Consider the following 21,103-nt stretch of genomic DNA (forward strand, 5'->3'; position numbering starts at 1 on the left):
CGGGTCACTCCTCGAGCTTCCGGGCCTCCTCGTCCCAGGCGGTGCGGGCATCCCGGTCCTCGGCGGGCCGGCGGGTCTCCCGCAGGGCGCGCAGTGCGGCGGTGCGCTGTTTTGCGAGGGACTCCGCGGCGGCTCTCGTGGCGGCGTCCTCGCGGGCCTGGGCCCGGGCGGCGGTGACGGCGTCCATGATGTGCTCCACGCCCAGCGCGCCGCCCTCCAGGTAGGCGGTGCGGACGGCCCGGTCCGGGTGGTACAGGTACTGGTCGTTGACCTGGCCGAGGCTGGTGTCGAACTCCTCGTCGGTCGCGTCGGAGATCATCGCGACCACCCGGTCCAGGCGGGCGTCCACCTGGTCGATGAGGCCGTGGCGCCGCGCACTGCCGCGCAGGGACCACAGCGCCCGGCCGTGCTGCCGGAGCCGGTCCGCGTCCCAGTCCGCCTGGGGCACCACGGAGAGGGTCCCGGTGAGGAGCCGCGCGTCCCTGCTCTCCTCCGGGCGGGGCAGGGAGCGGAGGTGCCACGAGATCCAGGCCGTGCGCATGTTGGAGGCCCCGGCCGCCCGGGCCTCCTCCGCGGACGGCTGCCCGGACCAGCGGGGACCGGCCGGCTGCTCGTCGTCGGCGTCGTCGTCGGTGGGCGCGGTCTGCCGGGCGGCGCGGGTCCGGCTCGTGATGAAGCCGGCGCTGAGCCAGACCAGCAGCCCGGCCAGGGCCAGGCCGAGAAGGGCCGCCCCGCCCAGGAGCAGGAACCGGAACAGGCCGAAGAAGACCACCACGGCGATCAGGACCACCCATACGGTGGCGCCGCTGCTGCTCCCGGTGTTCTTCATGACGGCCCCCGACGACCACGTGCTTCCTGGCCGCCCATGCTACCGCCGCGTCCTGGGCGCCGCGGGGCCCGTCAGGTCGCCTTCGCGTGGGTGGAGGCGTCCCGGTAGTCGGTGTACATGTACGGGTTGTCCAGGATCCTGGTCTCGGGGATGTCGGGGTTCATCCCCTTCTCCCAGGCCTCCGCACCGAGGGTGGCGCGCAGGTGCTCCACGGTGGCCTCGACCTTCGAGCGCAGGGACCGCAGGTTGACGTCGAGCAGGCGGTGCTCGTGCTTGACCGTCCGGCCGTTGACCAGGACCGTGTGCACGTCACCACGGCCGGCCTGCAGGGCCACGTGGCCGTAGGGGTTGAGCATCGGGAAGGACGCGGGCGAGGCGTCGTTCTTGATGAGCACCACGTCGGCCTTCTTCCCCGGCTCGAGACTGCCCACCGCGTGGTCCAGCGACAGCGCGGTGGCCCCGCCGCGGGTGGCCCAGTCCACCACGTGCTCGGCGCGCAGGGCCGAGTGCGTCACGGTCTCGCCGGCCTCGTGGGCGCGCAGGTGCTCGTAGGAGCGGTCGGCGCCGAGGGTGGCGCGCATCGCCACGAACAGGTCGCTGCTGAACCACACGCTGGTGTCGATCGACAGGGACATCGGGATGTCGTGCCGGCGCAGCACCCAGGACGGCGGGTAGCCCTGCCCGCAGCTCTGCTCGCTCTCCGTGGACAGGGACACGGACCCGCCGGTCGCGCCGATGCGCTGGTAGGAGTCGTGGCTGAGGGTCGCGGCGTGGACGTAGACCGTGCCCGGGGTCATGAAGCCGTGCTCGTGCATGAGCCGCACGCCGTCGTCGTTGGTGGCGCCCCAGACCCCGGCGTGCGTGGTCACCGGGAGGTCCAGCTCCCGGGCCACCTCGAAGGCGCCCTTCTCCGGGAAGGACGGGTCACCGGTGACGTCGAAGGCCAGCTGGAACTTCAGCATGTCGGAGCGCGGGTTGCGCCGCTCCACGAAGTTCTTGAAGTCCGCGGAGGCGGTCCACTCGGAGGGCCCGGCGAAGATGTTGCCGGGAGCGAAGACGAAGCGCCCGCCGGTCCCCTCGAGCGCCTCCAGGGCGGCCTCGGCGTGGTCGATGGTGCTCAGCCCGTGGGACCAGTCCACGCTGGTGGTCACGCCGGCGTCCAGGGCGTCGTAGGCGGAGAGCAGGTTGCCCGCGGCGATGTCCTCGGGGCGGAACGCGGTCCCGTGCTCGAGGTAGTACCAGACGAAGTACTGGGTCAGCGTCCAGTCCGCCCCGTAGCCGCGCATCGCGGTCTGCCACATGTGCCGGTGTGTGTCGATCATCCCGGGCATGATCACGCCCCCGGCGGCGTCGATCTCGAACGTGCCCTCGGGCACCTCCAGGGCGGGGCCGACGGCCTCGATGTTCTCGCCGACGACGAGGACGTCGGCGTCGGTGAGCACCCGCTTGGACGCGTCCATCGTCAGGACGGTGCCGTGGCGGAACACGACGGGCTGGCCGGGGGCGGGTGTGCGGGTTTCAGCGGTCACGGTCGACTCCTGGGTGGTGGGTGCTGGTGGTGGATGCTGGTGGGTGCTGCAGGACGGGTGGACGGGCTGGGCTCACCCCGGGCGCGCCGCGGGGCTGCGGCGGAGGACCAGCCACAGGAAGAGCAGGGCGGCGACGGCGGCCAGCAGGAACGCGGCCGCGGCGCCCAGCGGGGTGAGCCGGCCGAGCAGCAGGGAGACCGCGGCCAGGGCCTCCGTGATGCTGGCCATCAGCACCATGGGCCGCCCCGGACGCAGTCCCAGGGACTCGAAGGCCCCGGCCATCACCGTCAGCCCGAGGCCCTGGAACCAGCCCAGGGACTTCTGCACGGCGTGGACCAGCAGGACCAGGCCCAGCAGGACCCGCAGGAGCAGGATGCCCTCGTCCATGACGACCTCCGTTCACGACCGTCCGGGCGCCTACAGCGCCACGGAGGGGTAGGGCTTGCCGGTCCAGGACTCGAGTCGCTTCGCCCAGTTCCGCTGGTAGGACAGCGGGCCCAACTCCCGCGCCCAGTCCTCGTCGAAGAGGCCGATGAACAGGGTGAGGTAGAGGAAGAAGTGGGCGCCGTAGCCGAACAGCCACTCGTAGTCGTAGGTCTCCAGGGCCCGGCGCTCGTCCTCGGTGAAGGTCAGCCACGAGGTCTTCTCCGCGGCGTTGAGCCAGGTGCCGACCTCCTCCTCCCACGCGGTGATCGCGGCCGCCGGGTCCGCCTTGTACCGGGCGACCCAGGCGGGGTCGCGGTCCACGGTGTAGAGGAACTTGTTGACGTAGTACTTGCTCATGCCGACGCACCTTCCTTCACGGTGTCCTGCCCGGTGTCCTGCCCGGCGCGGACGGGACCGAGGACGGCCCCGGAGGACGCGGCGGCCCGGGCCGCCGCGGCGGCCTGCTGCTCGGTCTTGGTCGGGTACCAGGTCATGAACATCTCCCGGGTGTGGAAGAGGTCCAGCTGGTCGACGTAGTCGGCCTCCTCGGGGCCGGCGATGCCCATCATGAGAATCAGGTCCATGAACCCGTGGGTGGCGTTGCCGGCCGCGGCCATGGACTCGTGGGTGACGTCGGCCAGGATCGCTTCGATGTTGCCGGTGGACAGCCACTCGATGGCCTTCGCGTCGAACGCCGGGTCCGGGCCGTGCTCGCCGAACATCCGCGGCCCGCCCAGTTCCAGGGACAGGTGGCCGGTGCCGATGGCGGCGACCTTCTTGTCGGAGGGCCAGCCGTCGATGATCCTGCGGATGGCCCGGCCCAGGTCCCAGAACCGCTTCGGGGAGGGCAGGGGCGGGGCGAAGATGTTGGTGTAGATCGGCACCACCGGCAGATCGGCCTCCGGGCGCACGGTGATGATGGGGCAGACGATGGAGTGGTCGATCTTCAGTTCGTGGCTGAAGGAGAAGTCGAAGCCGGCCTCCAGCAGCTCCTCGTGCAGGTGGTTGGACAGCTCCACGTCGCCGTCGAGCAGGTACTCGGGCAGCCCGAACTCGCGGACCTCGTTGTAGAACGTCGCGTCGTACTTCTCCTGCTTGCCGATCAGGAAGGTCGGGTAGTTGTCCAGGAAGAACTGGTGGAAGTGGTCGGCGCCGACCATCACCAGCACGTCCGGCTCGGCGGCGGTGAGGGTCTCGCGGTAGGCCTCGACCTTGCGCTGCCACTCGTCGGCCTGCGGCAGCCGGTGCTCGGAGTGGTCGGTGGTGGCCCGGAGGTAGAACGGGTGGTGCGTGCTGGCCAGCACGGCCGTCAGATCAGCCATCGGTCGTCTTCTCCTGCTCGGGTGGTTCGGGGTCTCAGGCGTTCGGGGTCTCGCCGGGCTCGACGTAGACGGCGTGGCGGTCCACGGCCGTGTAGATGTCCTGGGCGATGGGGTTGCGCTTCTCCTCGGCGATCTGGCCCAGCAGCCCGGCCGAGCGGGCCAGCAGGGCGAAGCCGCGCAGCAGGTCGGTGGGCAGGCCCAGGTCGGCCAGGGCCGCCCCGCAGACCCCGGCGCCGTTGAGCGGCAGGCGCCGGCCCAGGACCGGCCCGCTCATCCGCCCGATCGCCTCGAACAGGCGCAGGTGCGGGCCGCGCAGCCCCTCCTCCTCGGCGATGCCGATGAGCACCGGGGTCCGCGGGTCGCCGTCCTTGTGGTTGGGGTGGCCCAGCCCGGGCACGAACTTCCCGGCCGCCTTCTGGGCGCGGATGGCCTCCGCGGCCATCTCGTCCCACTCCGCGTCGGTGCCGGGCAGCTCGCCCTCGCGGGCGGCCAGGGTGGCGGCCAGGAACTGCCCGCAGTCCTCGGTCACGCCCAGGAAGCGGGACCCGCCCCCGAGCAGACCCGCCGCCATCGCGCCCTGCACGGAGTCCGGGGCGCTGAGATAGGTGACGCGGGCGGCGATCGCGGTGGGGGTGAAGCCGTGGTCGGCCAGGGCGACGAGCACGGACTCGAAGACCCGCACCTCGCCGGCGGTGGGCCGCCGCATCGCGACCAGCCAGAACGCCAGTTCGCCGAAGCCGACCTTGCCCATCAGGTCCTGGGCCAGGTCCTGGCCCAGCAGCCGGATCTCCGTGGCGCTGGAGGTGCCCAGGGACGTGGGGAAGCGCAGTGCCGGCTCGGGCTCGGTGGTCATCAGGACTCCTTCCGCGGAGCGGTCGTGGTGGCAGCTGCCGTGGAAGCCGCGGTAGAGGCTGTGGTCGAGGTCGTGGGGGCGGTCTCGCCGCTCAGCCAGGCGCGGACCTGCTCGGTGTGCTCGCCCAGCTCGGGCGGGGCCAGGTCGTAGCGCGGCGGGGTGGCCGAGAACGTCACCGGGTGGCGCACCACCGGCACCGCCCGCTCGCCCGTGCCGGCGCTCACCACCGGCTCCAGGCCGAGTTCCTTGGCGTACTCGACGCCCTGCCCGATCGTGTTGATGGGACCGTTGGGCACGCCGACCTCGTTGAGCTCGGCGAACCAGTGCTTCGCGGGGTGCTTGCGCAGCTGCTCCACGAGCAGGGGGCGCAGCTGCTCCCGGTTCGCGGTGCGGTCGCCGTTCTCGGCGAACCGGGGGTCCTCGGCGACCTCGGGGATGCCCAGCGCCGTGCACAGCCTGCGGAACTGGGCGTTGTTGCCCGCGGTGACGATGAGGTCGTCGTCGGCGGTGGGCAGCGGCTCGTAGGGGAAGAGGCTGGGGTGGGCATTGCCCATCCGGTGCGGCACCACCCCGCCGGCCACGTAGGCGGCGGTCTGGTTGACCAGCCCGCTCATCGCGGAGGCCATCAGGCTGGCCTCGAGGTGCTGACCGGTCCCGGTGGCGTCCCGGTGGCGCAGGGCGGCCAGGACGGCGACGGCGGAGTGCAGCCCGGCCATGACGTCGAAGACGCTGATCCCCGCCCGGAACGGCGATCCGTCCGGATCGCCCGTGAGGCTCATCAGCCCGGACATGGCCTGGACGATGAGGTCGTAGCCCGGCAGCGAGGCACCCTCCGCGGAGCCGAAGCCGCTGATCGAGCAGTAGACCACCGCCGGGTTGGCCTCGGCCACCGCGGCGTAGTCCAGGCCGAAGCGCTTCAGACCGCCGGGCTTGAAGTTCTCGATCACCACGTCGGCCCGCCGGGCCAGGGCCTGGGCCGTGGCCAGGTCCTCGGCGTCCGTGAAGTCCAGGACCACGGACTTCTTGCCGCGGTTGATCGCGGTGTAGTAGGTCGACACCCCGTCGGGGCGGACCGGCGGGACCCACGTGCGGGTGTCGTCCCCGCCGGGGCCCTCCACCTTGATCACCTCGGCCCCGAGGTCGGCCAGCAGCATCGTGGCGTACGGGCCGGCCAGCACGCGGGAGAAGTCGGCGACCACCACCCCCTCGAGCGGGCGGGCCGCGCCGGCGGGCGGGTCCTCGGTGCTGTTCACGAGCGCCTCCGAAACTGTGGTGTCCGCTATGCGGATAGATGTCCGTTGTGTTGGAGATCACTGTCGTCCATGTTCGGTGACGTGTCAAGGGTTGACTGCGAGCGACAGGCGTTCGGTGTGCGGGTGCCTACACTGACTGGTGGCTGCGCCGCTCACCGGGGGCGCGGCGCCACGGACGGAAGAGGGCGGACATGTCGGGTCGCAGCGAGACCGCGGGCTTCGTCGAGGCGCTCGCCCGGGGGCTGGACGTCATCCAGGCCTTCGGCTCCGACCGGCCGCGGATGTCGCTGACCGAGGTGGCCTCGGCGACCGGGCTGGCCCGGCCCACGGCGCACCGGCTGCTGCTGACCCTCAAGGAGCTCGGGTTCGTCCGGCAGGTCGACCGGGAGTTCCAGCTCACCGTCCGCGTCGTCGACCTCGGGATGTCCTACGTGGACTCCCTGGGGCTCTGGGACATCGCCAGGCCCCACCTGGAGGCGCTGGTGGGCAGGACGGGGGAGTCCTCGTCCATGGCCCAGCTCGACGGCGCCGACATCGTCTACACCGCGCGGGTCTCCGTGCCCAGGATCATCGCCCTGCGCGTGGAGCTCGGCACCCGGTTCCCCGCCGCGGTGACCTCCCAGGGCAAGGTGCTGCTGGCCGGGCTGGGGGCCGCGCAGGTGCACGCCGCCCTCGACACGCCGTCCCGGTCCTCCGTCCGGATCCCTCCCGTGGATCGTGCGCGGCTGCTCGAGGAGCTCGCGCTCGTGCGGGAACGGGGGTGGGCCGTGGCCGACGAGGAGCTCGCCCCCGGGGTCCGCTCCATCGCCGCGCCGGTCACGGACGAGTCCGGGCGGGTCGAGTCCACCGTCAACATCACGGTCCACGCCGCGGAGACCCCGCTCGAGACGCTCACCGGCGAGTACCTGCCCCACCTGCTGCGCACCGCGGACGCGATCTCCGCGGACTGGGCCGCCTGGCGCCGGCGCCCCCGCCGCGACGGCTGAGCGCGGGGGGTCCCCGCGACCCTGCTGAGCGCGGGCCGGTGCCCGCGACCCCGCCGGCCGCGCGGCGCGCCGGCCGGGCTCACCCGTCAGGGCTGTCCGGCTGCGCGCCGGCCCTGCGCCGTTCCCGGGCTGCTCCCCAGGAGCCTCAGGCCCGGACGGGCAGGCCCTGGCGGAAGACCCGCTTGAGCTCGGTCAGCTCGGGCCCGTGCCCGGTGGCCTCGGTGTTGAGCACCGGCTGGTGCGCGGCGATCCACCGCTGCTCGAGGGCGTCGACCTCGTCCTTCGTCTCGCACCGTGCCCAGCCGAGGAGCAGGTGCTCCTGCATCCAGGCGGTGAGCCGCTGCTCGTGCTCCGTGTCGAGGACCACCCGGCCCCGCCCGTCCACGGCCGCGCCCGCCCGCCAGGAGGGGTCCCCGGGCAGGAGCACGGCCAGCAGCGTGCGCCGCAGCGCCGAGGAGCGGGTGCGCCGCAGGTGCTGGCCGGTGATCCGCCGGTGGAGGTCCCGCCGGGCGCGGCCCACGTAGAGCAGCTCGGCGCGGCCGGAGGCGTGCCGCAGCCGCGGCACCTCGGGCAGCCGCAGCCCCGCGGCCTCCGGGGTGGGGGAGCGGGCGGTGTCCAGCCACCAGGCGTAGACGCCGCGGGAGCGGTAGACCTCGGCCTCCAGCGGCGTGCTGAGCGGCAGTGCGGCCAGGCCGGGCTCAGGGGGCTGCGTGCTCACGGGCCATCACCTTCCGCATGTGTTTTCATTCGCAATGTGTTCTCGACTGTAGGGGCAGGAGGGCCCGGTGCCCAGTCCGCGCCCTCCGCGGCGTCGTTCCCGGCGTCCCCTTGCCATACCTAGCGCTGCTAGGGTTCAATACCTAACAGAACTAGGTATAGGAGGCGCGGTGCGCATCGACAAGGACCTGGTCGCCGCCTCGGCCACCCCGCTCGTGCTGGGGATCCTGGCGGACGGCGACCTGTACGGCTACGCGATCCTCAAGCGCGTCAGCGAACTCTCCGGCGGCTCCATGCAGTGGACCGACGGCATGCTCTATCCCCTGCTGCACCGGCTCGAGCGCCTCGGCTACGTGTCCTCCTCGTGGGGCACGTCCGAGGCCGGGCGCCGGCGCAAGCACTACGCCATCACGCCGGCGGGCCGGGCCGCGCTCGCCGACCGGCAGGAGCAGTGGACCGTGGTGGCGGACGCGCTGCGGCAGGTGTGGCAGGCCGCGCAGCAGCCGCCGGCCACGGCGGAGAGGTGGGCGTGATGGAGCTGCACGCGGAGCAGGAGGCCCAGATCGGGCGGTGGCGCGGCTACGTCCAGCGCCGCCAGGCGATCTCCCCGGCCGACGTCGACGAGCTCGAGGACCACCTGCGCGAGCAGGTCGCGGACCTGAGGGCCACCGGGCTCGACGACGACGAGGCCTTCCTCGTCGCGATCAAGCGCATGGGCAACCTCGACGCCGTCTCGCACGAGTTCGCCCGGGAGCACTCCGAGCGGCTGTGGAAGCAGCTGGTGCTCGTGCCCGAGGACGCCGAGGACGCCGGCGCGCCCTCGTGGCGGGAACTGGGGATCGTCCTGGCGCTCGCCGTCGGCGCGGGGCTGGCCGTCCGGGCCGGCATGGCCTGGTTCGGCGAGGAGGCGGTGCTGGCCCGCAACCTCGGCCTGCTCGTGCTGCCCTTCCTCGGCGCGTACTTCGCGTGGAAGCGCCGGCTCACCGCCCGCGTGCTGGTGGGGCTGCTCGTCCCCTTCGCGGTGCTCGCCGTCGTGCTCAACGCCTATCCCTTCGCCCCCGGCGGGTCCACGGAGCTGCTCGCCGCCCTGCACGCCCCGGTGGTGCTGTGGCTGCTGGCCGGAGTGGCCTATGTCGGCGGGAGGTGGCGCTCCGACGGCCGGCGGATGGACTTCGTCCGGTTCACCGGCGAGCTCGTGATCTACTACACGCTCCTGGCCCTGGGCGGGGCGGTGCTGGTGGGGCTCACGTTCGGGGCCCTGCAGGTCGTCGGCATCGACCTGGAGCCGGTGATGGAGGACTGGATCCTGCCGTTCGCGGTGCCCGGGGCGCTCGTCGTGGCCGCGTGGCTGGTCGAGGCCAAGCAGAACGTCGTCGAGAACATCGCCCCCGTCCTCACGCGCGTGTTCACGCCGCTGACCATCGTCATGCTGCTGGCCCTCCTGGCGGTGCTCACGGCGGCCGGCGGGCTGGTCGACGTCGACCGCGGGCTGCTGATCCTCATGGACGCGATCCTGGTGCTCGTCCTGGCCCTGCTGCTCTACTCGATCTCCGCCCGGGACCCCCTCGAGCCGCCCGGTCTCTTCGACGGCCTGCAGCTGGTGCTCGTCGTCGCGGCGCTGGCGGTCGACGCGGTGATGCTGACCGCCATGCTGACCCGGATCGCCGAGTTCGGCTCCAGCCCCAACAAGATCGCCGCGCTCGGGCTGAACCTGCTGCTGCTGGTGCACCTGCTCCGGGCGGGCTGGCTGAGCGCCGGATGCCTGCGGGGGCGGCGGCCGTTCGCCGTGCTCGAGCGCTGGCAGACCCGCTACCTGCCGGTCTACGGCGTGTGGGCCGCGATCGTGGTGGTGGTCTTCCCGCCGCTCTTCGCCTTCGCCTGACCGGCGGGCACCCCGGGCGGGTGGTGCGGGCGGGGGCCTGCGCGTCCCGGTGGCAGGGGAGTCGCCCCCCGACGACTGACCGAACGGTCCGAGGCCCGCTGCCACCAGGACGGCGGCATCATGATCGACGTCCTGCCGACGGCCTTCCGGCCGGTCGCTGCGACGCGATCCTCACGCGGCGGCTCAGCCCCCCGGCTGATCACCTGCGTGATGCGTCAATACTAACAGCGGGTTATTACCTGATCGATCCACGTCCTGTCCACAGTTGCGCCGACTTGCCCCGGACCGCTCCCCGGGCTCCCTCCTCCAGGCTCCCGCCCCCGGCTCAGGGAGTGCCCCACGGCCGGTGCGTGAGACCGTGGGCCCCCCGGTAGTCCGGGGAGGCGGGCTCGGACCAGCCCTGCAGCAGCTCGTCGTCGAGGGCGTGGACGGTCACGGCCAGGGGGTGGCAGATCTCGACCGGGTCGGTGACCCCGGGGCCGAACATCGGCTTCGACAGGTCCCCGCCCGGGCACGTGGAGAGCGCCACGAGCAGGTCCTGCTCGGCGAAGAACTCGAAGTGGTCGCCGGGAGCGGCCGGGCAGGTCTTCATGAAGTACTGGTCGTCGGCGTTGAGCCCGGTGCACTGGAAGACGTTGAGCACGTCGTGGACGTCGAACTCGGTGAGGCCCCAGGGCAGCACGGCCCGGACGAGGTTGGAGTGGCAGTGGTAGTCGAAGTCCACGCCGTTGAGCATGCTCGAGACGTAGGGGTCGCAGCGGGTGCCGAGGGTGTCGTGCACGCGCCCGCCCTCGGCGTCGACCCCGTAGCCGGCCAAGGTGTCGCCCACGATCGTGGCCATCGGGCGCAGGAACGGCAGGGTGGACCACAGCCGGTCGAAGGTGCTCACGTGGGCGGCCTGCAGCTGCCGGGTGCGGGAGGCCCAGAACCGTTCCCGGGGGTCGTGCCGGTTCCAGAGGTTGAGGTCCCCCACCTGGGGGCCCTCCACGGTGGCGATGCGGCACACGTGCCCGGCCGGCACCTCCCACGCCGCGCCCGAGCGGATGGGCACGGTCAGCTCCCGGACCAGGGTGCGCCGGTCCGTCTCGGTGCCGATGCGTCCGTAGAAGTCCCGGTCGACCTCGAGGGCCGCGCCCTGGTAGGCGGCCTGGGTGAGTCGCGGGTCGGGGTTCGGTGCCATGGGGTGTCCTTGCCTGCCGGGTGGGGATCGCCGGGGCGTGACGACGACGGCCGTGCTCGCCGGGGCGCTGTCCGTTCTGCTCCGACCCTAGCAACCGTGACCCCGGCGCCCGAGAGGCCTACAGTCGGCTCCAGGGGCACAGCGGTGCCCGCAGCGGAGGAGGCCACCATGACCGAGTCGTCGGAGACCGCCGGCGGACTGCCGTCCGTCTGGATGCAGGACCTCACCTGGGAGGAGGTCGCCGGCTACCTCGAGCGGGAGCGGATCGCGCTCGTGCCCGTGGGCAGCACCGAGCAGCACGGGCCCGCAGGCGTGCTGGGCGTCGACTCCTACGTGGCCATCACCCTGGCCGAGGACGTCGCCCAGCGCACCGGCGTCCTGTGCACGCCGCCGATCTGGTACGGGGACTCCACCCACCACGCCGGGTTCCCCGGGACGCTCAGCATCTCGGCCGGGACGCTCTCGCTGCTGGTCCGCGACATCTGCCGGAGCCTGGCCCGGCACGGGTTCGACCGGATCGTGCTGATCAACGGGCACAAGGGCTCCAACCTGCCCGCGCTGACCACCTCGCTGCGCGAGCTGCACGAGGAGCAGCTGCCCGGTGTGCTGTTCGCCGTGGCCGACCCGCTGCACCTGGCCCGCTCCGCCGCGCCCTCCATCAAGGAGGTGAACGAGCACCACGCCGGGGAGCTCGAGCTCTCCCACGTCCACCACCGGATCCCGGGCTCCGTGCGGACCGACCGGCTCACCGGCGCGGGCGTGGACTTCCAGCAGGTCTTCGGCGGCTTCGTGGGCGACGACCTGTTCGGGCCCGCCCCCGACGGGGTGGACATCATCTGGTCCGGCGACGAGCAGCGGCGCTTCACCCCGACCGGCAGCTTCAGCTCCTCCCTGGGCCTGGACGAGGACAAGGGGCGCCGCTACCACGACCACATCGTGGCCCGCCTCTGCGAGCTCGTCGGCTGGCTGCGGAGCTACGACGGGCCCGTCGGCGCCGGCCCGGCCGCCTGACCGCTCTCGCTCCCGGGGTGGGCACCTGCTGATGCCCACCCCGCTGAGCGGGAGCGGTCCGCTCCAGAACTCCCGGAGCAGCCGGCGAGTCCTTCCTGCGGGACGGCACGACCGGCCCGGAGAGCGGTCACAGCGCCCAGATCTCCTCCAGCCGCTCGGCCCGCTCCCGGCGCGCCTGCAGCGCCTCCTCCATCGACACCGCCCGGAACCGGGTCACCGTGCCCGGGGCGGCCCGGGCCAGCAGGTCCATGTCCGCGGAGATCACGGTGCCCACCATGGCGTAGCCGCCGCCGGAGACCGCGTCCCGGTGCAGCACGATCGGCTGGGTGCCGCCGGGGACCTGGATGGAGCCCACGGCGTAGCCGGCGTCCACGATGTTGGAGGGGTCCGAGCCGGCGCCGAAGGGCTGCTCCCGCTGGATCCACTCCACACCGGGGCCCTCGAAGCGCAGGCCCATGCGGTCGGCCACGGGGGTGAGCCTCCACTCCTCCTCGACCAGCCGGCGCCGGCCCTCCTCGGTGAGCAGGTGGTCGTAGAGGCCCCACATGATCCGCAGCTCCAACGATTTCCCGAGGGCGGGCCGGAGGCGCTCCGGGATCTCCTCGACCTCGGGCAGCAGACCGGTGGGCTCGCCCACGGGCACCACGTCCCCGGCCTCCAGCTTCCGGCCCTCCACCCCGCCCAGCCGCCCGATCGCATAGGTGGAGCGCGAGCCGAGCACCTCCGGCACGTCGATGCCGCCGCGGACGGCCAGGTAGAAGCGGGCGCCGCCGCGGAGCACCCCGAACCGCACGGCGTCCCCGGCCACGAGCTCGAGCCGCCGCCACGCCGGGTGCTCCTCGCCGTTGATCAGCACGGGGACGTCCGCGCCGGTCACCGCGACCGTCGTGGGGGCGTCCACGGTGAAGGAGGGGCCCGTGTAGGTGCACTCGAGCACGGCCTCGGCCGCGATGTTGCCGACCAGCTTGTTCGCCGCCTGCGCGGACTCCTGGTCCATGGCCCCGCCCTGCGGGATGCCCACGTGGTAGTACCCGATCCGCCCCTGGTCCTGGACGGTGGTCAGCAGTCCGGGCTGCTCAATCGTCAGCGCCATCGAGGGCCTCCAGAAGGGTGCGGTTGTAACGGTCGGGATCGGCCAGCGCGGCCTCGACGTCGAGGGTCACGGGCGCCTGCTTGTACCGCCAGGTGCCGTCCTCGACCTGCTGCTGGATGGAGCGGTACTCGGCCTCGTCGACGGGCCGGAACTTCACGAGGTCCCCGGGTCTGAACAGGATGAGGAAGTCCCGGAAGTCGTGCAGGACCTGCCCGGGGTCGTAGATGGGGGCGGCGGCGATGCCGAACATCTGGTACCCGCCGGCCCCGCGCACCGAGTAGATGCAGGCGAAGCAGCCCCCGTGGCCCACGGTCAGCGGAGGAGTGTCGGTGCGGGGGCTGAGGTACTTGGGCACCTCGAGCTGCCGGTCGCGGGGCACGAGCTGGTACATGAACGGCAGCCCGGCCACGAACCCGACCATGGACACCAGCCACGGGGACTCGTGGTGGCGCCGGATGAACTCGGCGGCGTCCGCGAGCCCGTTGACCTTCGCGGCGTAGTCGAGGTCGGTGCCGGTGGGGTCCTGGTGGTAGCCCTCGCGGAAGCGCGCCACGACCTCGGCGGTGTAGGGGTCCTGGTACCAGACGGGGACCTCGATGATCCGGGTCTCGGCGGTGTACTGCGTGGACTCGCGGGCCCGGCCCTCGAGCTCCTGGGTGCGGCGCTTCAGGTCCGCGGCCTCGAGGACGTCCGGGTCGAAGCGCACCAGCAGGGACGCGTTGGCGGGGCAGACGTCCACCACGCCGGGCAGGTCCAGCGCGGTGAGCCCCTGCGCCACAGTGGTGGCCAGGTAGTTGGCGGTGAGGTTCATGGCCTCGTCGAACTCCACGAACAGGAACTCGTCACCGCCCCACGTGTACCGGGCGGTGGGCAGGTACAGGGTCTCGGTCATGGTGCGCTCCCCTCGTCGGGTGTGTCGCCGGGAACGCCGCTGGGCCGGTCGCCCAGCAGCTCGGTCTCGATCCAGGTGGTGTGGTGCGCCACGGCCGCGAACTCCGGGTCCAGGACGAGCCGCCGCAGCAGCGGCACCGTGGTCCTGATCCCCTCCACGTGCGTGGCGGCCAGGGCCGCGCCCATCCGCTGCACGGCCGTCTCCCGGTCCTCGGCGTGCACGATCAGCTTGGCCAGCAGGGAGTCGTAGTACGGGGCCACGACGTCCCCGGCGCGCACGCCGGTGTCCACGCGGTACCCGGACCCCTCCGGCCAGTCGAGGCGGCTGATGGTGCCCGGGCTCGGCATGAACTTCTTCTCCGGGTCCTCGGCGTTGATCCGGCACTCCACGGAGTGCCCGTCGAGGACGACGTCCTCCTGCCGCAGCCGCGTCCGCCCGGTCGAGGCGATCGTGAGCTGTTCGGCGACCAGGTCCACGCCCGTGACGAACTCGGTGACCGGGTGCTCCACCTGCAGGCGGGTGTTCATCTCGATGAACGCCGCCTCGTGCCGGACGGGGTCGTAGAGGTACTCGACCGTGCCCACCCCGGTGTAGGAGCACAGCCGGGCCAGGTTCACGGCGGAGTCCCGGATGCGCTCGCGGACCCCGTCCGGCAGGTCCGGGGCGGGGGCCTCCTCCACGATCTTCTGGGAGCGGCGCTGGAGGGAGCAGTCGCGGTCGCCCAGGTGCAGGAACGTGTGCCCGTCGCCGAGGACCTGGACCTCCACGTGCCGGGCCCGCTCCACGAACCGCTCCAGGTACACCGTGGGGTCCCCGAAGCTCGCGCCCGCCTCGGAGCGGGCGGTGTCGACGGTCCGCAGCAGGTCCTCCTCGGCGCGGACCAGGCGGATGCCGCGCCCGCCGCCGCCGGCCGAGGCCTTGACGACGAGCGGGTAGCCGACCTCCCGGGCCAGCGCCAGGACGGCGTCGTCGTCGCCCTCGAGGGGACCGTTCGAGCCGGCGAGGACGGGCACCCCGGCCGCGATCGCGGCCTCGAGCGCCCGGGTCTTGTGACCCATGAGGTCGATGACGTCGGGGGACGGGCCCACCCACGTCAGCCCGGTCTCCTGCACGCGCCGGGCGAAGGCGGCGTTCTCGGAGAGGAACCCGTAGCCGGGGTGCACCGCGTCGCAGCCGTGCTCCAGGGCGGCGGCCACGAGCGCCTCCGCGTCCAGGTAGGACTTCTGCGCCGGGGCGGGCCCCACCACGGCCACGGCGTCGGCGACCTCCGCCGCCAGCGACTCCCGGTCCGCCTCGCTCACCGTCAGGACGGTGCGCAGGCCCAGCTCCCGGGCCGAGCGCAGGATCCGGACCGCGATCTCGCCCCGGTTGGCCACCAGGAGCGTGGCGATCGGCACGGCTCAGCTCTCCGTGACGACGGCGATGACGTCCCCCGGGTGCACCATGTCGCCGTCCTCCACCTCGAAGGCCTGCAGCGTGCCGGCGGTGTCCGCCTGGACCTCCGAGAACTGCTTCATCACCTCGATGAGGCCGATGACCTGCCCGGTCTCCACCGGGTCGCCGTCCCGCACGAACGGGTCCTTGTCGGGGGAGGGGCGGCGGTAGAAGACACCGGGCAGCGGGGACTGGATCTCGGCCATGGTGCGGGTCCTTTCGGTCGGGTCGGGTGACGAGGGGCGGGGAGCAGAGGGTCGGGTCAGGTGCCCGGAGCCGGGTGGGCGTCGATCGCCTCGCGGACGGCGCGGGCCACCGCGGGCGCCCCCGGGGCGTCGGAGTGCACGCAGACGGACTCGAAGCGCATCGGCAGCTCCGTGCCGTCCTCGGCCCGCACCACCCCCTCGGTCAGGGCCTGCGTCACCCGGTCCGCGGCGGCGCGCGGGTCGGTGGCGTGGGGCGTGCGCTGGATGATCAGCCCGCCCTCGGCGTTGTAGTCGAGGTCCACGTAGAGCTCGGCCACGAACGGCACGCCCCGCTCGGCGCACACGGACTCGTGCGCGGTGCCGGCCATCCCGAGCACGCCCACGCCGTAGTCGGCGGCCACCGCCGCGACCGCCTCCATCAGCGCCGGGTCCTTGGCGACCATCCCGTAGAGCGAGCCGTGCGGCTTGAGGTGGTGCAGGTCCGCCCCGTGCTGGAGCAGGAAGCCGGTGAGGGCGCCCACCTGGTAGCGGACCAGCGACTCGACCTCCTCCGCCGTGAGCACCATCGCGCGGCGGCCGAAGCCCCACTGGTCCGGCAGGGAGGGATGGGCGCCGATCGCGACGTCGTGGGCCACGGCGGCGGCCACGGTCGCGGACATGATGTCCGGGTCCCCGGCGTGGAAGCCGCAGGCGACGTTGGCGAGGTCCACGATCTGCAGCAGCTCCGGGTCGTTGCCGAAGCGGTGCAGGCCGATCCCCTCGCCCATGTCCGAGTTGACGGTGGGCCGGGTGCGGGTCTCTGGTGTGGCCATGGTCACAGCCTAGGGACGCGGGGCGCCGGAGGGAACGATTCCGGAGCGCTCCCGGTGCGGGCGCGGGGCACGTGGGGGCCGTCACTGTGCATTTCGCCGAACACCTGTACAGTCATGACCAGTTGTTGAAGTTTCGTTCTTGCAGTTCAAGCAGTTCGCCCGACTCCGGGCGCAGCAGTTTTTCTGAGAAGACGTTTTGGCAGGCATCGCAACGCCCGAGCACCCCGATCGCCGGGGACGCTCCGTTTCTTCAGAAAGACAGGTTCCCCATGACTACTGGCACCGTGAAGTGGTTCAACGCCGACAAGGGCTTCGGCTTCATCACCCCCGAGGACGGCTCCAAGGACGTGTTCGCGCACTTCTCCGCGATCAACTCCGGCGGCTTCCGCTCCCTCGAGGAGAACCAGCGCGTCGAGTTCGAGACCCAGGACGGCCCCAAGGGTCCCCAGGCCGCGAACATCACCGTCATTGCGTGATGACGCCCTGATCTCCTCGTGAGATCTCCGGCACGGGGCTGAGCGCCCCGCCGCCGACCTGACATCGCCACCCGGCTCCGGCCGGGTGGCGATTTCTGTGTCCGCCGACACCGGCGCCCGCCGACACCGGCGCCCGCCGAGACCGGCGTCCGCCGGTGTCGGCGGACGCCGGCGCGGATCAGGCCGGCATGCCGCCGCCGAAGACCACGAACAGCCCCAGCACGCCGAAGACGAGGTCGATCCAGCCGAGGACCTTCCCCGCTGTGGACTTGACCCCGAGCGCCTCCGCCTTGCTCGCCTGCCAGAGCGCCAGCGGGCCGAGCACGATCCCGAGGATGAAGAGGCCGACGACGCCCAGGATGACGGAGTTGCGCTTGTGGTTCTCGCCCTGCGCCGGCCCGGGGCCGTCACCGGGTCCCGGCTGGTGTCCACCCTGGTAGCCGGGCTGCCCGCCCTGCGGATATCCGGGCTGTCGTCCCGATTCGTATCCCCCCCTGGTATCCGGGCTGCTGGCCGGGCCGCTGCTGCGGGTAGGGCGCGTTCGGGTCGTTGTCCCCGGGGGCGTGCTCGTTGCGAGGGGTGTCCATGGTGTGCCCTTCCTCCGTGTCGGGTCCGTCCCCTGCGCCCCCACGGCCGGCGTGGAAGCAGGAACAGCTGTGGGCACCGTACCGCGTGCCCGTGCTCCCGGGACCGTTCCAAGGCGTTTCGGTCCCGCCGGTGACCTTCGTCGCGGGCGCGATCGGGTGGACCCGTGGGAACGCTCGGCGATGCCCGGTCCGCGGCGGCAGCTCCCTCTGTGCCGCATCGGCGCCGTCGGCGATGCTGGGGGAAGGACCAGGGGAGGAAGGACCGCAGATGCCCGAGGCCGAGGTGCAGCCGACCGCTGCCCAGGTGCGCCGCCTGCTGGAGGCCCAGCTGCCGCAGGAGCTGCGCGGGCTCCTGGAACGGTCCCTGACGCCGGTGGCGCAGGGCTGGGACAACGCGCTGTTCCGGCTCGGCCCGGCCCACGCGGTGCGCCTGCCGGTGCGCCGTGCCGCCGTCCCGTGCCTGCTCCACGAGGCGCGGTGGACGGCCGTGGCGGGCGCGCCGCTGGCCGCGCTGGGGATCGCCGTGCCCCGGCCGGTGTTCCGCGGCCGTCCCGGGGCCGGGTACCCGTGGCCCTGGGCGGTGGTCCGGTGGATCGAGGGCGAGGCCGTGGCCACCCTTCCGGTGGTGCGCCGCGGCCGGCTCGCGGAGGACCTGGCGCACGCCCTGGCCGCGGTGCACCGGCCGGCTCCGGGGGAAGCTCCGCGCAGTCCCCACCGGGGCGTCCCGCTCGGCGCGCGGCTCCGCACGGCGCCGCCACCGTGGCCGGCCGCGGCCGCGGTGCTCGGGCCCCGGCGGACAGAACGGCTCCGCGGCGTCGTCGACGACGGCCTGCGCGCAGCCCCGTGGCCCGGGCCGCCGGTCTGGCTGCACGGCGATCCCCACCCGTGGAACCTCGTGCACCGGGACGGGCGGCTGGCAGGCCTGATCGACTTCGGGGACGTCTGCGCCGGGGACCCCGCGTCCGACCTCGCCGGCGCGTGGCTGGCCTTCGACGCGCCCCAGCGCGCCGCCTTCCGCGGGATCGTCGACGCGACCGGCCGGTACGACGACGCGGTGTGGCGCCGCGCCGCCGCCTGGGCCGCCCTCTACAGCGCGGCGGTGGCCGCGAACTCCGGCGCCGGCCCGGACTTCGGCGCCGTGGTCCGGCACGCGGTGTCCCAGTTGGACCCGGACGCCTGAACCCTGCTGGATCCTCGGGCAGGGGTCCGAGCAGAATGGACGTCCCAGCCCACAGGGGGAGGTGCTCGATGGACGTGGTCATCGTGCCGACCGCGGCGGACGTCGGCACGCACGCTGCCGACGTCGTCGCCGCCCGGATCGCCGAGCAGCCGGACACCGTGCTGGGGGTGGCCACCGGCTCGTCGCCGGTCGGGATCTACCGTGAACTGGCCCGGCGGCGGGCGGAGGGCTCGCTCGAGCTGGGGCGGCTCACGTGCTTCGCGCTCGACGAGTACGTCGGCCTCCCGCCCGGCCACCCGCGCAGCTACGCCGCCTACCTGGACCGGGAGATCGCCCGCTCCTGGGGTCTGCCGTCCTCGCGGGTGCGGGTTCCCGAGGCCTCCCGCCCGGACCTGGCGGAGGCCGCCGAGGAGTACGAGCAGGCCATCGCCGCGGCCGGCGGCATCGACCTCCAGATCCTCGGGATCGGCACCAACGGTCACATCGGGTTCAACGAGCCGATCTCGTCGCTGTCCTCCCGCACCCGCGTCACGGCTCTGTCCGCGCAGACGCGTGCCGACAACGCGCGCTTCTTCGACAGTCCCGGTGCCGTGCCCACCCACTGCCTCACCCAGGGGCTGGGCACGATCCTCGACGCCCGCCGGGTGCTCCTGGTCGCCCAGGGCGAGCGCAAGGCGGCGGCCGTGGCCGCGGCCGTGGAGGGGCCGGTGGCCGCCCGGTGCCCGGCGTCGGTGCTGCAGTTCCACCCGCACGCCACGCTGGTCCTCGACGAGGCCGCCGCGAGCGCGCTGACGCTCCCGCACCACCACCGTCCTGTCCCGGACCGGGGGGATGGAACCGTGCCGGGGGATCCCGCGGCCGCGTCATGAAGCCGGCCGGCGGCGTCACGATGCCGCCGGCCGGCCCCGGACGGCCGGTCCCTCGGCGGTCCGCCCGGGCGAACATCACGATTAGGCCACTGACGGCGCGGCCGTCCCCGGCCTACGATGCGCTTGCAAACCAGCACTTCCAGAATCGAGGGGACACCATGAAGCACAGTGCAGCGGGCGCGGCAGTGGCGACGGCGATCGGGCTCGCGACCCTGACCGCAGCACCGGCGGCGGCCGCACCGGGTGATCCGATGGTCTTCACCGACTGCGCCACGGCGGCCGGGTACGGCGTCCACAACATCCCCGTCGGCTCGGTCAGCTACAGCGCGAGCCTCGTCGACGACGACGGGGACGGCATCGTGTGCGAGAGCGCCGAGTGGACCTACGACCCGACCCGCATCCCCGTGGAGAACGAGTCGGGGGGATACACCCACACCGTCATCGACTGGATCCCCGGCGCGGGCCCCGGACCGGACGCCCAGCCCGGCGAGGTGCCCGGGGTGGACCCGTACACCCAGGTGGGCGAGGTCCCCGTGGGCGGCGCCGACACCGGTGCCGCCGTGCAGGACGGCGCCGCGACCGGTGGTCCCGCCGCCGCCGGCCTCCTGGTCCTGGGGGCCGCCGGTGCGGCGGTGGCAGTGCGCCGGCGCCGCGCCGGCCGGGCGTAGGGCGGCGGGGCCGGTCCTCGTGACGGTTCCGACCGCCGGCCGCCGCAGGGGCCGCCTGGTCCCGGCGGCGGCCGCCCTCCTGCTGCTCAGCGGCTGCGCGGGCGGGTCCCCCGCGCAGCCCGCCGCCCCGTCGTCGTCCGCGTCCGTGTCCTCGCCGGTGTCCGTCCCGCCGGCGCGGACACCGGCGCCCGCCCCGACGGCCGCTCCCAGCACGGCGGCCCCCGGCCCGGACGCCGCCCCGGCGCCGGAGGCCCTGCCGCCGGTGCTCGTGCGGTCCGCGCCCGTGGCGGTGCGGATCCCCGCGGTGGGCGCCTCCTCCGGGCTGCTGCACCTGGGCCTGCGTCCGGACGGCTCCCTGGCGGTGCCGCCCACCCATCCCGGGGCCCCGGCCTCCTGGTACACGTCGTCGCCCACGCCGGGGGAGCGGGGGCCGGCCGTGCTGCTCGGCCACGTCAACGCCACCGGCGGCGGGCCCGGCGTCTTCGCGGGGCTGCGCGGCCTCGTCCCCGGCGACACCGTGGAGATCGACCGGGAGGACGGCAGCACGGCGGTGTTCGTCGTCGAGCGCGGGGAGCAGTACGCCAAGAACGCCTTCCCCACCCGCGCCGTGTACGGCAACACGGCCGGAGCGGAGCTGCGCCTGATCACGTGCGACGGCTACGACCCCGCCACGGGCCTGTTCGACGACAACTACGTGGTCTACGCACGGCTCGCCGCCTGATCCTCGCTCCGCTCCTCCTCTCCTCCGATCCTCACTCTCCTCCGATCCTCCGCTCCTCCGCTCCTCCGCGAGATCGCACCTGTCGGCGACCGCGGGCACCGAGGTCGCCGACAGGTGCAATCTCGCGGGTCCGTGGGTCTCCGGCCGGACACGCCTCGTCCTTGCGGCGGAGGTGCG

General features: G+C 73.3%; 24 protein-coding genes. 9 read left to right on the forward strand and 15 right to left on the reverse strand.

Going from position 1 to position 21,103, the window contains the following annotated elements; genetic code table 11:
- Nucleotides 1-4: 4 nt before the first annotated feature.
- From RCG67_RS02150 to RCG67_RS02180, 7 genes are all read right to left on the reverse strand, one after another.
- Nucleotides 5-829: a hypothetical protein gene (locus tag RCG67_RS02150; RefSeq protein WP_368824636.1), complete on the reverse strand. Its 825-nt coding sequence runs from the start codon at nucleotides 827-829 to the stop codon at nucleotides 5-7.
- A gap of 71 nt (nucleotides 830-900) precedes the next feature.
- A complete protein-coding gene (locus tag RCG67_RS02155; protein WP_368824637.1) occupies nucleotides 901-2,358 on the reverse strand; it encodes an amidohydrolase family protein in 1,458 nt (485 codons plus the stop codon).
- A 72-nt stretch (nucleotides 2,359-2,430) separates the two neighbouring features.
- On the reverse strand, nucleotides 2,431-2,745 hold the full coding sequence (locus RCG67_RS02160) for a DoxX family membrane protein (RefSeq protein ID WP_368824638.1): 315 nt from the start codon (nucleotides 2,743-2,745) through the stop codon (nucleotides 2,431-2,433).
- A gap of 30 nt (nucleotides 2,746-2,775) precedes the next feature.
- A complete protein-coding gene (locus RCG67_RS02165) occupies nucleotides 2,776-3,141 on the reverse strand; it encodes a hypothetical protein (protein ID WP_368824639.1) in 366 nt (121 codons plus the stop codon).
- Nucleotides 3,138-4,106: a DODA-type extradiol aromatic ring-opening family dioxygenase gene (locus RCG67_RS02170; protein WP_368824640.1), complete on the reverse strand. Its 969-nt coding sequence runs from the start codon at nucleotides 4,104-4,106 to the stop codon at nucleotides 3,138-3,140. The genes RCG67_RS02165 and RCG67_RS02170 overlap by 4 nt, the downstream gene beginning before the upstream one ends.
- 34 nt (nucleotides 4,107-4,140) lie before the next feature.
- Nucleotides 4,141-4,959 (reverse strand): citryl-CoA lyase, encoded by an 819-nt coding sequence (locus tag RCG67_RS02175; RefSeq protein WP_368824641.1) that lies wholly within the window; start codon nucleotides 4,957-4,959, stop codon nucleotides 4,141-4,143.
- Nucleotides 4,959-6,212 carry a CaiB/BaiF CoA transferase family protein gene (locus RCG67_RS02180; protein ID WP_368824642.1) on the reverse strand — a complete coding sequence of 418 codons (1,254 nt, stop codon included), beginning with the start codon at nucleotides 6,210-6,212 and terminating at the stop codon, nucleotides 4,959-4,961. The genes RCG67_RS02175 and RCG67_RS02180 overlap by 1 nt, the downstream gene beginning before the upstream one ends.
- 191 nt (nucleotides 6,213-6,403) lie before the next feature.
- On the opposite strand from RCG67_RS02180, the gene RCG67_RS02185 reads away from it, so the two are divergent.
- Complete coding sequence (locus tag RCG67_RS02185; protein WP_368824643.1) at nucleotides 6,404-7,198, forward strand: IclR family transcriptional regulator domain-containing protein; 795 nt, start codon at nucleotides 6,404-6,406, stop codon at nucleotides 7,196-7,198.
- A gap of 145 nt (nucleotides 7,199-7,343) precedes the next feature.
- Here RCG67_RS02185 and RCG67_RS02190 read toward each other — a convergent pair whose 3' ends face one another.
- Entirely contained in the window at nucleotides 7,344-7,916 is a 573-nt protein-coding gene (locus tag RCG67_RS02190; RefSeq protein WP_368824644.1) for a GIY-YIG nuclease family protein, read from the reverse strand.
- 169 nt (nucleotides 7,917-8,085) lie between these two features.
- Here RCG67_RS02190 and RCG67_RS02195 point away from each other — a divergent pair, with 169 nt between their 5' ends.
- On the forward strand, nucleotides 8,086-8,448 hold the full coding sequence (locus tag RCG67_RS02195) for a PadR family transcriptional regulator (RefSeq protein ID WP_368824645.1): 363 nt from the start codon (nucleotides 8,086-8,088) through the stop codon (nucleotides 8,446-8,448).
- Nucleotides 8,448-9,797 (forward strand): permease prefix domain 1-containing protein, encoded by a 1,350-nt coding sequence (locus RCG67_RS02200; protein WP_368824646.1) that lies wholly within the window; start codon nucleotides 8,448-8,450, stop codon nucleotides 9,795-9,797. The genes RCG67_RS02195 and RCG67_RS02200 overlap by 1 nt, the downstream gene beginning before the upstream one ends.
- A 325-nt stretch (nucleotides 9,798-10,122) precedes the next feature.
- On the opposite strand, the gene RCG67_RS02205 is transcribed toward RCG67_RS02200, so the two are convergent.
- Complete coding sequence (locus RCG67_RS02205) at nucleotides 10,123-10,977, reverse strand: urea carboxylase-associated family protein (RefSeq protein WP_368824647.1); 855 nt, start codon at nucleotides 10,975-10,977, stop codon at nucleotides 10,123-10,125.
- 168 nt (nucleotides 10,978-11,145) lie between these two features.
- Between RCG67_RS02205 and RCG67_RS02210 the strand changes: the two genes are divergently transcribed.
- Entirely contained in the window at nucleotides 11,146-11,988 is an 843-nt protein-coding gene (locus RCG67_RS02210; RefSeq protein ID WP_368824648.1) for a creatininase family protein, read from the forward strand.
- A 127-nt stretch (nucleotides 11,989-12,115) separates the two neighbouring features.
- Here the strand turns inward: RCG67_RS02210 and RCG67_RS02215 are convergent, their stop codons facing one another.
- From RCG67_RS02215 to RCG67_RS02235, 5 genes are read right to left on the reverse strand one after another with little or no spacing between them, the layout of a single operon-like run.
- Entirely contained in the window at nucleotides 12,116-13,081 is a 966-nt protein-coding gene (locus RCG67_RS02215; RefSeq protein ID WP_368824649.1) for a 5-oxoprolinase subunit C family protein, read from the reverse strand.
- Entirely contained in the window at nucleotides 13,065-13,973 is a 909-nt protein-coding gene (locus RCG67_RS02220) for a 5-oxoprolinase subunit B family protein (protein ID WP_368824650.1), read from the reverse strand. Before RCG67_RS02220 ends, RCG67_RS02215 begins: the two co-directional genes overlap by 17 nt.
- Nucleotides 13,970-15,370 carry an acetyl-CoA carboxylase biotin carboxylase subunit gene (locus RCG67_RS02225; protein ID WP_368824651.1) on the reverse strand — a complete coding sequence of 467 codons (1,401 nt, stop codon included), beginning with the start codon at nucleotides 15,368-15,370 and terminating at the stop codon, nucleotides 13,970-13,972. The genes RCG67_RS02220 and RCG67_RS02225 overlap by 4 nt, the downstream gene beginning before the upstream one ends.
- A gap of 3 nt (nucleotides 15,371-15,373) precedes the next feature.
- Nucleotides 15,374-15,613 carry an acetyl-CoA carboxylase gene (locus RCG67_RS02230; protein WP_368824652.1) on the reverse strand — a complete coding sequence of 80 codons (240 nt, stop codon included), beginning with the start codon at nucleotides 15,611-15,613 and terminating at the stop codon, nucleotides 15,374-15,376.
- 56 nt (nucleotides 15,614-15,669) lie between these two features.
- Nucleotides 15,670-16,425 carry a 5-oxoprolinase subunit PxpA gene (locus tag RCG67_RS02235; RefSeq protein WP_368824653.1) on the reverse strand — a complete coding sequence of 252 codons (756 nt, stop codon included), beginning with the start codon at nucleotides 16,423-16,425 and terminating at the stop codon, nucleotides 15,670-15,672.
- Nucleotides 16,426-16,694: 269 nt separating this feature from the next.
- On the opposite strand from RCG67_RS02235, the gene cspE reads away from it, so the two are divergent.
- Nucleotides 16,695-16,901 carry a transcription antiterminator/RNA stability regulator CspE gene (cspE, locus tag RCG67_RS02240; RefSeq protein ID WP_058872958.1) on the forward strand — a complete coding sequence of 69 codons (207 nt, stop codon included), beginning with the start codon at nucleotides 16,695-16,697 and terminating at the stop codon, nucleotides 16,899-16,901.
- Between the two features lie 178 nt (nucleotides 16,902-17,079).
- Here cspE and RCG67_RS02245 read toward each other — a convergent pair whose 3' ends face one another.
- The gene (locus tag RCG67_RS02245; RefSeq protein WP_368824654.1) at nucleotides 17,080-17,226 is read right to left on the reverse strand and encodes a hypothetical protein; all 147 of its coding nucleotides are present in this window, start codon (nucleotides 17,224-17,226) and stop codon (nucleotides 17,080-17,082) included.
- A 530-nt stretch (nucleotides 17,227-17,756) separates the two neighbouring features.
- On the opposite strand from RCG67_RS02245, the gene RCG67_RS02250 reads away from it, so the two are divergent.
- The 4 genes from RCG67_RS02250 (at nucleotide 17,757) to RCG67_RS02265 (ending at nucleotide 20,926) form a co-directional block, all read left to right on the forward strand.
- Nucleotides 17,757-18,668 (forward strand): aminoglycoside phosphotransferase family protein, encoded by a 912-nt coding sequence (locus RCG67_RS02250; protein WP_368824655.1) that lies wholly within the window; start codon nucleotides 17,757-17,759, stop codon nucleotides 18,666-18,668.
- A 68-nt stretch (nucleotides 18,669-18,736) separates the two neighbouring features.
- The gene (gene nagB / locus RCG67_RS02255; RefSeq protein ID WP_368824656.1) at nucleotides 18,737-19,537 is read left to right on the forward strand and encodes a glucosamine-6-phosphate deaminase; all 801 of its coding nucleotides are present in this window, start codon (nucleotides 18,737-18,739) and stop codon (nucleotides 19,535-19,537) included.
- A gap of 158 nt (nucleotides 19,538-19,695) precedes the next feature.
- A complete protein-coding gene (locus RCG67_RS02260; RefSeq protein ID WP_368824657.1) occupies nucleotides 19,696-20,205 on the forward strand; it encodes an excalibur calcium-binding domain-containing protein in 510 nt (169 codons plus the stop codon).
- Between the two features lie 19 nt (nucleotides 20,206-20,224).
- Entirely contained in the window at nucleotides 20,225-20,926 is a 702-nt protein-coding gene (locus RCG67_RS02265) for a class F sortase (protein ID WP_368824658.1), read from the forward strand.
- Nucleotides 20,927-21,103 lie beyond the last annotated feature (177 nt).

It is taken from the genome of Kocuria cellulosilytica (assembly GCF_040981245.1).
Taxonomy (GTDB): Bacteria; Actinomycetota; Actinomycetes; order Actinomycetales; family Micrococcaceae; genus Kocuria; species Kocuria cellulosilytica.